Annotated in this window: 11 protein-coding genes and 1 pseudogene; 6 read left to right on the top strand and 6 right to left on the bottom strand. The window is 71.9% G+C overall.

Annotated elements, in window-relative coordinates; genetic code table 11:
* Nucleotides 1-210: 210 nt before the first annotated feature.
* Together AB0F58_RS21775 and AB0F58_RS21770 are read left to right on the top strand one after the other, a co-directional pair.
* Nucleotides 211-387 (top strand): annotated as a pseudogene (locus AB0F58_RS21775) (deaminase); the annotation flags it as partial.
* Nucleotides 388-659: 272 nt separating this feature from the next.
* Nucleotides 660-1,013: a nuclear transport factor 2 family protein gene (locus tag AB0F58_RS21770; protein ID WP_357145705.1), complete on the top strand. Its 354-nt coding sequence runs from the start codon at nucleotides 660-662 to the stop codon at nucleotides 1,011-1,013.
* Nucleotides 1,014-1,276: 263 nt separating this feature from the next.
* Here AB0F58_RS21770 and AB0F58_RS21765 read toward each other — a convergent pair whose 3' ends face one another.
* Both AB0F58_RS21765 and AB0F58_RS21760 read right to left on the bottom strand, forming a co-directional pair.
* Nucleotides 1,277-1,795: a hypothetical protein gene (locus tag AB0F58_RS21765; protein ID WP_357145702.1), complete on the bottom strand. Its 519-nt coding sequence runs from the start codon at nucleotides 1,793-1,795 to the stop codon at nucleotides 1,277-1,279.
* Nucleotides 1,796-3,038: 1,243 nt separating this feature from the next.
* Nucleotides 3,039-3,968, bottom strand: a complete 930-nt coding sequence (locus AB0F58_RS21760; RefSeq protein WP_357145699.1) for an NmrA family NAD(P)-binding protein — start codon at nucleotides 3,966-3,968, stop codon at nucleotides 3,039-3,041.
* 97 nt (nucleotides 3,969-4,065) lie between these two features.
* On the opposite strand from AB0F58_RS21760, the gene AB0F58_RS21755 reads away from it, so the two are divergent.
* The gene (locus tag AB0F58_RS21755; protein ID WP_357145696.1) at nucleotides 4,066-4,680 is read left to right on the top strand and encodes a TetR/AcrR family transcriptional regulator; all 615 of its coding nucleotides are present in this window, start codon (nucleotides 4,066-4,068) and stop codon (nucleotides 4,678-4,680) included.
* A 251-nt stretch (nucleotides 4,681-4,931) separates the two neighbouring features.
* Here the strand turns inward: AB0F58_RS21755 and AB0F58_RS21750 are convergent, their stop codons facing one another.
* Both AB0F58_RS21750 and AB0F58_RS21745 read right to left on the bottom strand, forming a co-directional pair.
* Nucleotides 4,932-6,131, bottom strand: a complete 1,200-nt coding sequence (locus AB0F58_RS21750) for an RtcB family protein (protein WP_357145693.1) — start codon at nucleotides 6,129-6,131, stop codon at nucleotides 4,932-4,934.
* Between the two features lie 351 nt (nucleotides 6,132-6,482).
* Complete coding sequence (locus AB0F58_RS21745) at nucleotides 6,483-7,151, bottom strand: peptidylprolyl isomerase (protein WP_357145800.1); 669 nt, start codon at nucleotides 7,149-7,151, stop codon at nucleotides 6,483-6,485.
* A 292-nt stretch (nucleotides 7,152-7,443) separates the two neighbouring features.
* Here AB0F58_RS21745 and AB0F58_RS21740 point away from each other — a divergent pair, with 292 nt between their 5' ends.
* The gene (locus AB0F58_RS21740; RefSeq protein ID WP_357145690.1) at nucleotides 7,444-8,040 is read left to right on the top strand and encodes a peptide deformylase; all 597 of its coding nucleotides are present in this window, start codon (nucleotides 7,444-7,446) and stop codon (nucleotides 8,038-8,040) included.
* Nucleotides 8,041-8,122: 82 nt separating this feature from the next.
* Here AB0F58_RS21740 and AB0F58_RS21735 read toward each other — a convergent pair whose 3' ends face one another.
* The gene (locus AB0F58_RS21735; protein WP_357145687.1) at nucleotides 8,123-8,764 is read right to left on the bottom strand and encodes an NAD(P)H-dependent oxidoreductase; all 642 of its coding nucleotides are present in this window, start codon (nucleotides 8,762-8,764) and stop codon (nucleotides 8,123-8,125) included.
* Nucleotides 8,765-8,849: 85 nt separating this feature from the next.
* On the opposite strand from AB0F58_RS21735, the gene AB0F58_RS21730 reads away from it, so the two are divergent.
* Entirely contained in the window at nucleotides 8,850-9,374 is a 525-nt protein-coding gene (locus tag AB0F58_RS21730) for a MarR family transcriptional regulator (protein ID WP_357145684.1), read from the top strand.
* 118 nt (nucleotides 9,375-9,492) lie between these two features.
* Here the strand turns inward: AB0F58_RS21730 and AB0F58_RS21725 are convergent, their stop codons facing one another.
* On the bottom strand, nucleotides 9,493-10,236 hold the full coding sequence (locus AB0F58_RS21725) for a MerR family transcriptional regulator (protein WP_357145682.1): 744 nt from the start codon (nucleotides 10,234-10,236) through the stop codon (nucleotides 9,493-9,495).
* Between the two features lie 168 nt (nucleotides 10,237-10,404).
* Here AB0F58_RS21725 and AB0F58_RS21720 point away from each other — a divergent pair, with 168 nt between their 5' ends.
* Entirely contained in the window at nucleotides 10,405-12,675 is a 2,271-nt protein-coding gene (locus AB0F58_RS21720; RefSeq protein WP_357145679.1) for an excinuclease ABC subunit UvrA, read from the top strand.
* Nucleotides 12,676-12,737 lie beyond the last annotated feature (62 nt).

Genomic DNA, 12,737 nt, shown 5'->3' with positions numbered 1-12,737 from the left:
AATACAGCCCGGTGGCCTCCGGGAGTCACCGCTTTGTGAAGTAGGAACCTGTCAAGCGCCCGCCGAGCCGACCTGCGGGCCTCGGCGAGATGATCTGAAGCAGCCAGGAGTCCGGCGAGCCCACCGGCATGTACGCGCTCGTGCTGCTGACCGGCGGTATCGGCATCGCGCTCGACACGGCGGCCCGCCTGGCCGAACGGCGGCTGCTGCACTGGCATCCGGCTGGACCTGATCGACGAGTACAGGATGCTCGTCCATCCCAGGATCGCCGGCCACGGCCCGACGCTGCACCAGGGCGGTCTGCCCGGCACCCGCCACCTCGAGCTGCTTCCGGCGGAGCCGCTCCGCAACGGCGCGGTGGCCATGCACTACCGCCGCGCGCGCTGAATCACGGGAGCCCATCGCCGCCAGCTCACCGGCAGCGCGCCGTCCTCCTTGCGCTCGCCCGCCGACGCCCCCAGGACGGGACCCGAACCCCGGACATCGATCGTGGCCCGATGATTCCGCGCCGCGGAGTGAGGCAGAAGACCCTCACCGTGGGCCGACCAGGGACATGCCGAGGTGCGGTTGCGCCGTGAACGCCCTACCGGGCTGACGTCGCCGTTCTGCCGCGAGCGAACCCGCTTGTCGTGTCGCGACGCGCTGCGGAGGATCGGTGGATGGATCTCCTCACCGCGGAACGGCAACTCCAAGCCGCCCAGCGCGCCGCCGACGTCGACTCTCTCGACGCGCTACTGCACCCGCAGGTCGTGGGTGCCGGAGCGGACGGCACGGTCTTCACGAAGGAAGACGACCTGGCGAGCTACCGCTCCGGTGCACTGCGCATCACCAGCCTGGTGGAGGAGTCGCTCGACGTTCAGGAAGACGGTCAGACCGGGATGACTCGCATGGTCGCTGCGGTGGATGCCGTTCAGGGCGGTGCCGCTATGTCCGCGCGGCTGCGCTACACCCGACTCTGGGTGCGTGAGGACGGCAACTGGCGGGTGCTGGCCGCCACCTTCGTCCCGGTCTAGTCAGCCTCTTCAACTGCCCGGTACCGGGCGCTCGAGGAGATGGAGGACGAGGACGGAGTGGTCACGGTGGCCACGGATGAGGCCCGCGAGGTGGTTCAGGCCGCGGGTGGCCAACAGAATCGCGACCCCGGGTCCCACCTGGCCGTGACCTGCACCGTCACGATGAAGATGGTTCATGGAGAGACACTCCGCCCTGGGCCCCAGAGAGACGCCCGTCTGAGCCCCGTTTCCATGACCGACAACATTCGATCATGAAACACGCCTTATGGTCGCCGCTCCACGTCGATGTGCGTCGAGACCTGGCTCTGGTGAGCCCACGGCGTGCGGTATCTCCAGAACGACACCACGAGAATCAGGCTCAGCACCGCCGCGCCGCCATCTGTCATCCAGGTGGGCAGAAGGCCGACCACGCCGAAGCGATCTCGTGTCACCTCGAACACCTCCGGCGGGATGACGACCACGCCGGCCGCCTGCGTCACGTTGACCAGTAGTGCCAGCCAGAAAACCCATGCGCGTCCGCTCGGGGCCAGCACCCCGAGAGCGTTACCGACCATGTAGGCGCAGCCCACGAGGCGGAAGCCGAGAAGGAAGGCAGGCGCGTCAGTGGATGCTTGCGGGCTGGGAACACCCGCGCTGCGCATCATGTCGATGATGGCCTGCTCGTCGATGATGACGAAGTTCTGGATGGCGGTGCCGATGGCGAAGACGACCGAGCAGGCAAGGACGAATGTCTGCAGTGGCGACGTCCACCGAGTCGGAACTCGGCGTGCTACTTCGGGCATGGGGGTGACCCTAGGACTGCTCGCCGAATGGGACATCCGTGAAGGACCGGATGCCTCCCGTAGGGGTCCGCGCGGAGGCAGCGCGCTCTCATGCGGACAGTTCCCGCGAGTCAGGTGGCAACCCCGCCGGATGGGGACGGTTCACCTGTCTGTGGTTGAGCGGGTATGAGGTCGGCGGCGGTGATCGCGTGGTCGCCGGCTCGGATCGTGGCGTGGTGGCGGTTGACGGTCTTCCGGTTCCTCGCACGGTTCGTGCAGGTCGGAGATGCTGACGCACACTCTCTAGAGCGTCCTAGGACGTCGACCTGACTGCTGTCAGGGAAGCTGTTCCTTGTCTGTACGGCCCCACGCTCTTCTGGCACCCGAGCCACCGGTTGAGCTCTTCAAGCGCGCCCACCAGCACCTGAGTACCAGCCGCCACCAGGTGCTCGGCGACGGCGACCGGAGGGTGGCGGACCCAACCCTGCCCGGTGCGCGGCATGACGCATCCACGTCCGCCACCGAGGCCCCTACCCTGCCGGCACCACCAACCGCACCTTGCCCACCGGCCCACCCGCCAGGCGGGTCGCCTCATCAGCCACCCGACGCAGCACCGCGGCCATCACGTCGACCGACTCCACCTGAGAATCGCCGACCGGCACCTGCTCGCCGCGACGTCGGTGCCGGTGCGAAGCGATCCGGGTGTGTCGACGCGGCCCGCCACGCCGCTTGCCCCGTCCGGAAGGACCCGGCCTCGGCCACCCATACCGCGCTCGACAACACCGGCCCACCATCAAGTGTCAGTAGCGTCCACCCGCCGTCCGGGCCAGCGACGACCGCCACCCCACCAGCCTGACCGACGTCGATCGTCAGAAAGTTCCCGCAGGTCGCATGCGAGGTAGTCAAACATGGATGTCTCACTCATGTCACTCCACTTCGACTCCGATGACGGCGTCCCCATGGGCACCTGGCAACGCGATCAGCACGGGCCTGCCTCCCGGTGAACCACGCTGTCGTCGACCGGCTGGCACTCCGGATCGCCCGCCTGCAGCGGAGGCCGCCGCGACCGAAGCGACCACCGAGTACGGCACCCCGACGATTCCCCGCGAGCGTACGCAGCGAAGAACGTCGCCCTGTTCTCGCTGTCCACCCGAGGAGACGGTGGAGTCGGCTCACCGGCAGCTCGCCGTAGGCGTGCAGACGCGCGCGGGCGTACGCGACCTGGAAGGTTTCCTCGACATTTCTGTCTGACCGGCTCGGGCGATCAGCTCTGACGGAGAGGACGCAGGTGGCGGTCGGCCCACTCGGCGAACGGGGTCAGGGGAATGTCGAGGGTGCGCGCGAACTCCGGCCGGGCCGGCTGCCCGGCGACGTTCAGGAACTCGTGGGAGGTGGTGGCCCACGGCGGCATGCCGGCGGCGAGCGCCTCCGCCTCGGTCATGTCGGGAGCGGCGCCGTCGATGCCGAGCGAGTCACCGATGATCTTCGCGATCTCGGTCATCGGCAGGTGGTCGCCGGCCAGTTCGAGTTCGACGCGGTGGAAGCGGTCGGGGTCGGCGATGGCCGCCGCGGCCGCTCGGCCGATGTCGTCGACGGCGATCAGCGACAGGTGGGTCTGCGGCCGGAGGACCGTCGCGAGCCCGCCCGCGATGCCCCGCGGTAGCAGGTAGGCCAGGTCGGGCAGGAAGTTCTCCATGAAGAAGCCCGGCTTGATCAGCGTCCACCGGTCGAAGCCGGCGGCCCGGACGCGGTCCTGCATCCCGGCCTTGGGCATGTAGACGCGCTCCATCGCGGCCCAGCGCCCGTCGGCCCAGCCGGGGGCGTGCTCGTGCTGCCCGGCGCCGGAGACCGACGTGTGCACGAACTGCGGGACCTCCGCGGCCAGCGCAGCCTCGATCAGGTTGACGCCCTGGGCGAGTTCGCTCTCGAAGTCCCAGGTGTCGCCGCGCAGCTCCGGCATCTGCACGGAGAAGACGGCGCGGGCGCCCTGGGCCGCCGGGACCAGCGATGCGGGGTCGCGGAGGTCGCCGGTGACCAGCTCGGCGCCGAGGGCGGCGACCGCGGCGGCCCTGGCGGTAGCAGGGTCACGGACCAGGGCACGCACCGGGACGCCGGCGGCGATCAGGGCGCGCGTGGTTGCTCCGCCCTGCCGGCCGGTAGCGCCGGTGACCAGGACTGGTGCTTGATCTGACATGCATACGCTCCTCGACACAAGAATCGGCGGGGGCCGCCGTTTATGCTTGCTGCTAAGATACGGCGGACCCCGCCGCTTAGCAACGCCGAGGTGAGACATGCGAGCGGACGCCCGCCGAAACTACGAACTACTGCTCGCGGTGGCAGCGGAGGCAGTGGCCGTGCACGGAGCCGACGCCTCCCTGGAACAGATCGCCCGGACCGCCGGGGTGGGCTCCGGCACGGTCCGCCGCCACTTCCCGACCCGGCACGCCCTGCTCGAAGCCGTCTTCCGGGAGCGCATCGACGCCCTCTGCGCCCACGCCGGCGAACTGGCGGGCAACCCGGATCCCCAGGCCGCGCTCGTCGATTTCCTGACCGCGATCACGCGGGCCGCCGCGACGATCCGGGGCTTGGCCGAGGCGCTGAACCGCGGCCGGACCGAAGGCGTCTACTGCGCGTCCGACCAACTCTCCGAGGCGGGCGAGCCGCTGGTTCGCAGGGCCGCCGAGGCCGGAATGCTGGCACCCGACGTCACCTTCACCGACCTGTCGACGCTGGCCACCGGAATTGCCCTGGCCACGGAGAACGACCGCGACCCCGGGGCCACGGCGACCCGTCTGCTCTCGCTGGCGATGACGGGGTTCACGGTGACCCCACAGAAACCCACCCAGCACAGCCCACTCGCGGGACCAAGGCCTGACCACGCCCTCGGGGCCGGGGCCTGGTCGTAAGCCGCAGTTCAGGGAGGCCCGATCCACCTCTACCGCTGTCCTGACTGCGCCCCGCGATCGTTCGGAGTATTCGATTTCCTGGTCGAATTGCTCGTCCTGCGGGAGGTTCCGAGGGGGCGTTGCCGAACTCAGCCGACCGCCTCACCGCTTCCTGCACCCGGCCGCGCCGCGCCCGAGGTACCCCGCTGGCAATCTTGGACAGTTACCGCCCGCACGTGACGGTAACTGTCCAAGATTGACGCGGGACGGTGTCAGCCCTTGACGCAGACCACCTGCTTGAGGTGGGCGACCACGTCGACCAAGTCCTCCTGCTGCGCCATCACCTCGACGATGTCCTTGTACGCGCCGGGGATCTCGTCGACCACCCCCGGGTCCTTGCGGCACTCCACGCCGGCGGTCTGGGCGGCCAGGTCCTCGGTGGTGAAGGTCCGCTTCGCCTGGCCCCGGGACATCCGCCGGCCCGCCCCGTGCGAGGCGGAGCAGTACGCGTCGGGGTTTCCCCGACCGCGCACAATGTACGAGCCGGTGCCCATCGAGCCGGGGATGATGCCCAGGTCACCGGCGCCCGCCCGGATCGCGCCCTTCCGGGTCACCAGCACCTCCACCCCGTCGTAGGTCTCCTCGGACACGTAGTTGTGGTGGCAGGAGATCGGCTCGTCGTAGCGGACCTGCGGCAGCTGCGCCCGGAGCACGTCGCAGAGCAGCGCGAGCATGACGGCCCGGTTACGCCGGGCGTACTCCTGGGCCCACCACAGGTCCCGACGGTAGGCGTCCATCTCCGGGGTGCCGGCGAGGAAGACCGCCAGGTCGCGGTCCGGCAGGTCGGCGTTGTGCGGCAGGCCCCGGGCCACCGCCATGTGCCGCTCGGCGAGTTCCTTGCCGATGTTGCGGGAGCCGGAGTGCAGCATCAGCCAGACCCGGCCCTCGTCGTCGCCGCCCTGCTCCAGGCAGACCTCGATGAAGTGATTGCCGCCGCCGAGGGTGCCCATCTGGTGCTGGGCCCGGTCCTTGAGCTGCCGGACCCGCCGGTCGAGGTCGTCGAAGCGGCCCCAGAAGTCGTCCCAGCCGCGCTGCTCCAGGCCGCGTACCCGGCGCGGGTCGACCATCCGGTCGCGCTTGGCGAAGCCGACCGGGATGGTCGCCTCGATCGCGCTGCGCAGCGGGGCGAGGTCGTCCGGCAGGTCGGACGCGGTCAGCGAGGTGCGGACCGCCGACATGCCGCAGCCGATGTCCACGCCGACGGCCGCCGGGGAGACCGCCTGCCGCATCGCGATCACCGAACCGACCGTCGCGCCCTTGCCGAAGTGCACGTCGGGCATCACCGCGACGCCCTCGACCCAGGGCAGCGCGCCGATGTTGCGCAGCTGCCGCAGGGCCTGCTCCTCGATGGCGTACGGGTCGGTCCAGACCCGGACCGGGGCCCGGGTGCCGGCCAGCGGGGTGAAACTCATGGTCGTCTCCTGTGGGTCGACTGGCGGGGGAAGAGTCGCCGGCCGGGCACGAAAAAGCCGCCCTACCCGGCGGGGGTGGGCGGCGCAGGTGCCGTCACACGGGCGCTGTCACGCGCCGCCACCCCGGGAACGTTGCGGATACCACGCGACGCGGGCACGACGCGCCCGCGCGGGCACCACGACCGGTCCACGCCGGCAGGGGCGTGGTGTGCCGGTACGGGGCAGGCGGGTCACGGTGACTCCCGGGGATCGTCGGTGGACTGTCGTCCACGGTAGGGGCGGGTCGGATGGCCCGCAACAGATATCGCCGGGGGCGGGGATCCGATGGTCCCCGTCCCCGGCGGGGAGACGTCAGCGGCCGCGTTTCGCCCGGTCGATGTCGACCGGCACGGCGGGCGCGCCGTCGACCGGGGCGGGGTCCTCCACGGTCGGCGCGATCCCGGCGGCGGCGATCCGGTCCAGCGTGGCCAGTCCGGCCGGCTCGATCGTGCCGAAGACGGTGTAGTTCGGCCGCAGCGCCGAGTCGGACTGGACCAGAAAGAACTGGCTGCCGTTGGTGTCCGGGCCGGCGTTGGCCATGGCCAGGGTGCCCCGGGCGTAGAGCCGGCGCACGCCGGTCGGATCGGTCGGGGACGGCGGCAGGTCGGTGGGGAGTTCGTCGGCGTACCGGTAGCCCGGTCCGCCCGAGCCGGTGCCGGACGGGTCGCCGCACTGCAACACCTTCAGCGTCGGGTAGGCGGTGAGCCGGTGGCAGGTGGTGTCGTCGTAGAAGCGGTGCCGGACCAGGTGCAGGAAGCTCTGCACGGTGCAGGGCGCCTGCTCGCGGTCGAGCACCAGGGGAATCGGCCCCTGGTTGGTGCGCAGCGTGACCCGGACCGTCCCGCGCTCCGGCGTGCGGCGCGGGTCCGGGGGCAGGGGCACCGGCCGGGCGGCCGGGTCGTCCGGGGTGGCGGTGTACCCGCACGGGCCGGGCGTGGTCCGGGCGGGCTCGGCTGCGGCGGCCGGCACGGCGACGCCCACGGTGCCGAGCAGCGCCCCGGCGACCAGGACGCCGCCGAGCAACCGGGCCCGGACGGGGGCGGCGGATGGTGGTCGGGGGGTGCGCGACACGGGTCCTCCTGCACGACGACGGGCGGAAAGATCGCAGTCTATGGAGTTGGCCCGGGCTTGTCGATGCGACCGGGGCCGGGCGGGGTGCCGACACCGACCCGTCCGGTGACGGATACCCGACACCCGGTGGGCGTGGTGGCCGGTGCGCCCGGCGACGCAGAATCAGCCCGCCGGACCGGGAACGGACGGGAGCGAGCAGCGGATGCCGACACCGAGCCAGAACATGATCGAGCTGGGTATCGCCCAGGAGGGCGCGGCGGTCCTGGCCCGCCCGGCGGTGCCCTTCACGCTTCCCGCCGAGGCGCCGGACGCGCACCGGGTGGTCACCCGCCTGCGCGCCACGATGTCCCGGGTCGCCGCGGTGCACCCGTTCGCCAAGGGGATGGGGCTGGCCGCGCCGCAGCTCGGCGTCGGGCGCGCGGTCGCGGTCGTCCGGGCCCCCGACGGCAGGGAACTGGTCCTGCTCAATCCCCGGGTGGTCGACGAGTCCCCGGAGACCGACGAGCAGTTCGAGGGCTGCCTGAGTTTCTTCGACGTCCGGGGCCTGGTCCGGCGGCCGAGCCGGATCGAGGTGGCCCACCAGGACGTCGACGGGCACCTCACGGTCACCGGCTTCCGCGACGGGCTGGCCCGGCTGGTGGCGCACGAGATCGACCACCTGGAGGGGCGCCTGTACCGGGAGCGGATGCCGCCTGGGGCCGAGGTGGTCCCGGTGTCCCGGTACCGGGGCACCGGGACCGGCTGGTCGTACGGCGCGGCCGGACGAACCGTCGACCAGCGGGCCGCCGAGGGCCGGTGATCGCCGGGCCGGCCGGCAGTGCGCCCGGCGCGGCTCCGGCACCCCGGTGACGTCCGTGGCGGGAGCCGCGCCGGGCGACAGCTCAGGCGGCGTGCCGGTTCGCGAGCGCCCCGCCGGCCTCGACCGCGGCCTCCTCGGCGGTCTTGCGCATCACCGCGGCCATCTCGGAGAACTCGTCGAGGGCCGGGTTCACGCCCACCAGGGTGAACTCGCGCTCGACGACCGTGAGGTCGGCGCCCCAGACGTCGACGAGGATCCGCCGGAGGTAGTCGGTGTTGTGGTCCCAGCCCGCACGCGGGGTGCCCGGCCCGTAGGCGCCACCGCGGGTGGTGACCAGGACGGTCGGCGTCCCGTCCAGCAGACGGGTGCCCTGGGGTGCGCCGGCGAGGGCGAGGTCGAGCCAGGTCTTCGCGTGCTGGGAGATGCCGAAGTTGTAGAGCGGCAGGGCGAACACGGCGCTCGCGGCCTGCCGCAGCTCGGTGGCGAGCCGCTCGGCGGTGGCCAGCCCCTCGCGCTGGGCGGGGCTGCGGTCCCCTTCCGGCGTGAAGCCGCCGGAGATGGCGGCGGCCCAGGCGTCCGCCGGCAGGGGGTCCTGACCGAGGTGACGCCGGACCACCGGAACCTCGGGCCGGGCGGCGGTGAACGTGTCGACGACGAGGTCGGCGAGGGCGCCGCTGGCGGACCGGTCGCCCTGGATGCTGGCGTCGACGCGGAGCAGGGACATACGGATCTCCCGGGGGATGCGCTTGAATGTTCAAGTAAAGGCTACCACCGACTTGAACATTCAAGTCAACGGTAGGATTCCTCCGGTGAGCACCGACCGCACCCACGAGACCACGCCCCCGGCCGACGTGCCGTGGCTGTCGCCTGACCAGCAGCGTGACTGGCGGGCCCTGGTGGACCTGCTGGCGGTCCTGCCGTCGGCGCTCGACGCGCAACTCAAGCGGGACGCGGGCGTGAATGCCTACGAGTACCAGGTGCTCGCCGCGCTCTCCGAAGCGGCCGACCGCACGCTGGGGCTCACCGAGCTGGCCAGCTCGGCCCAGGGGTCACTCTCCCGGCTCTCGCACGCGATCACCCGGCTCGAACGGTCGGGCTGGGTGGAACGGCGCCACCTCGCCGACGGCTGCCGGCGGGCGAAGGCCGTGCTCACCGACACCGGTCTGGCGAAGCTCCAGGAGATCGCCCCGGGTCACGTCCGGGAGGCGCGTCGCCTCGTCGTCGACGTGCTCACCCCCGCGCAACTCTCCGCGCTCGGCGACGCCGCGCGGGCCATTACTGCCGCCGCAGCGGCCGACGCGCCGCGGACCTCCGGGGAGATCGGCGACTGCTGACCCGCACGCATGGCGCGCGACGCCGGACGCGGCAGCGGTGCGATGCCGTGCAGGTGACGGCGGGTGTCGTCAGGGGCGGTTCGTGGAGTGCGGTACGGCGTCGACGACTCCGCGCCCGTCACGGCGACCCCGGGGTGGTCGCCCCGGCCAGTCCCCGGGACCGCAGGTAGTCGTACAGGGCCGCCGAGGCAGCCAGTCGGGCCAGGCTGCGCCGGTGCAGCTCCTGCTCCCGGCGGGCCAGCTCGGCCCGGACCCGCTGCGGGCTGCCGGTGGTGCGCAGTTCGCCGAGCACCGACGCGACGATGTCGAACGGGTAGCCGCCCCGGCGCAGCAGCGCCACGACCTGAGCCGCGCGCAGCTCGGCCTCGTCGTAGAGCCGGTAGGTCGTCCCCCGTTCCCGGACCGGCCGGAGCAGGCCGCGCCGCTCCCAGAGCCGCAGCAGGGACGTCCGGACCCCGACCAGGTCGGCGACCTCGCCGATCCGCACCCCCCGACGACGGGCCGGCACGGTCACCACCGGGCCGGCCACCACGGTGTCGAACGCGCCGAGCACCCGCCGGATCTCGGCGCGCTCCCGGTCCAGTTCGGCGTGCCCCCGGTCGAGCGCCGCCAGTGCCGCACCCTGGTCACCGGCGTGCACCGCGGCCATCACCTCCCGGGTCCGGGCCCACCCGTGCCCCTCGGCCATCCGCCGGACGACCAGCAACGCCTCGGCGTGCGCGGTGGTGAAGACCCGGTATCCGGCGGGGGTACGCGCCACCGGCGGGAGCACCCCGAGGTCGACGTAGTTGCGGACCTGCTGCACCGAGACTCCGACACTCGCCGCGAGGTCCACGGCGCGCAGCCGCGAGGGTTCCACCACCGGCCCACCCTAGCGTCTCCCCCTCGGTTGAGACTTTTCCCTACTTTTTGTCGGCGAACACCGGGGCTGCATCGCGAAAGTCTCAACGTGCCTGTCAATGGGAGAATGTAATCCCGCCAGCTCATCGCGTAGCTCGGGCGGGACGCACCCTGCCCGGAAAGGGTGACCATGCAGCAGTCCACTCGCGCCGCCGACAGCCACGACATGATCGAGGTACGCGGCGCCCGGGAGAACAATCTCGCCGGGGTCTCGGTCGACATCCCCAAACGCCGACTCACCGTCTTCACCGGGGTCTCCGGATCCGGCAAGAGCTCCCTGGTCTTCGGGACCATCGCCGCCGAGTCGCAGCGGCTGATCAACGAGACGTACACCGCCTTCCTCCAGTCCTTCATGCCGAGCATCGGCCGGCCCGACGTGGACGCGTTGCGCAACCTCAGCGCGGCGATCGTCATCGACCAGGAGCGGATGGGCGCCAACTCCCGCTCCACGGTGGGCACCGCCACCGACGCGTACGCGATGCTGCGGATCCTGTTCAGCCGGCTCGGCACCCCGTACGTCGGCACGTCGAGCGCGTTCAGCTTCAACACCCCGGACGGGATGTGCCCGGCCTGCGAGGGGCTGGGCCGGGTCTCCGACGTGGACGTGCACCAGCTCGTCGACGTGGAGCGTTCGCTGAACGACGGGGCGATCACCGTGCCGAACTTCGGCGTCGACTCGTGGTACTGGCGGGTCTTCGCGCAGTCCGGACTCGTCGACCCGGACCTGAAGGTGCAGGACTTCCCGCCGCAGATGTGGCACGACTTCCTCCACCGGGAACCCACCAAGATCAAGGTCGGTGGCAGCACGCTGAGCTACGAGGGGCTCGTGGTCAAGGTGCGCCGGCTCTACCTGACCAAGGACCGGGAGTCGATGCAGCCGCACATCCGGGCGTTCGTGGACCGGGCGGTCGCCTTCGCCACCTGCCCGGACTGCGGGGGCAGCCGGCTGAACGCCGCCGCCCGCTCCGCGCGGGTCGCCGGGCGCACCATCGCGGAGTGCTCGTCGATGCAGATCAGCGACCTGGCGGCGTTCGTGCGAGGGCTGACCGAACCGTCCGTGGCGCCGCTGGTCGCCACCCTCCGGGAAACCCTCGACTCGCTGGTGGAGATCGGGCTGGGCTACCTCAGCCTCGACCGGGAGTCGGCCACCCTCTCCGGCGGCGAGGCGCAGCGGGTCAAGATGGTCCGCCACCTCGGCTCCAGCCTCAGCGACGTCACGTACGTCTTCGACGAGCCGACCGTCGGGCTGCACCCGCACGACATCGACCGGATGAACGACCTGCTGCTGCGGCTGCGGGACAAGGGCAACACCGTACTGGTGGTGGAGCACAAGCCGGAGACCATCGCCATCGCCGACCACGTGGTCGACCTCGGCCCCGGCGCGGGACCGGCCGGTGGACGGATCTGCTACGCCGGCGACGTCGCCGGACTGCGCCGCTCCGACGCGCTCACCGGGCGCCACCTCGACCACCGGGTCACCCTGCGCCCGCAGGTCCGCCCGCACCGGGGCCGACTGGAGATCCGTGGCGCGGACCTGCACAACCTGCGCGACGTCGACGTCGACATCCCGCTCGGCGTGCTGACCGTGGTCACCGGGGTCGCCGGCTCGGGCAAGAGTTCCCTGATCCACGGCTCGCTGGCCGGCCGGGACGGCGTGGTGGTCGTCGACCAGTCCCCGATCCGGGGGTCCCGGCGCAGCAACCCGGCCACGTACACCGGGCTGCTCGATCCGATCCGGGCCGCGTTCGCCCGGGCGAACGGGGTACGCGCCGCGTTGTTCAGCGCCAACTCCGAGGGCGCCTGCCCGGCCTGCAAGGGCATCGGCCTGATCTGGACGGACCTGGCGATGATGGCCGGGGTGGCGTCGGTCTGCGAGCAGTGCGAGGGCCGACGGTTCACCCGGGAGGTGCTGGCCTACCGGTTGCGCGGCAAGAACATCAGCGAGGTGCTCGGGATGTCGGTCAGCGAGGCCCGGGACTTCTTCCCCGCCGGGCCCGCCCGGGTCATCCTCGACCGGCTCGCCGACGTCGGCCTCGGCTACCTCGGCCTCGGCCAGCCGCTCACCACCCTCTCCGGCGGCGAACGGCAGCGACTCAAGCTCGCCATCCAGATGGCCCAGCGGTCCAGCGTCTACGTGCTCGACGAGCCCACCACCGGCCTGCACCTCGCCGACGTCGACCAGTTGCTGGCGCTGCTGGACCGGCTGGTCGACGGCGGCGACACGGTGGTCGTCATCGAGCACCACCAGGCGGTGATGGCGCACGCCGACTGGCTGGTCGACGTCGGGCCGGGAGCCGGGCACGACGGAGGGCGGGTGGTGTTCACCGGTACCCCCGCCGACCTGGTGACGCGGGGCGAGACGGTGACCGCCCGACACCTGCGCCGGTACCTCGCCCGCTGACCGGGCCACCGGACGCACGTCGCCCCGCCGGACCGTCCGGTCCGGCGGGGCGAGGTGTGCGG

It is taken from the genome of Micromonospora sp. NPDC023956, from assembly GCF_040639195.1.
GTDB lineage: Bacteria > Actinomycetota > Actinomycetes > Mycobacteriales > Micromonosporaceae > Micromonospora.
This window is presented reverse-complemented; position numbering and strand designations above follow the sequence as displayed.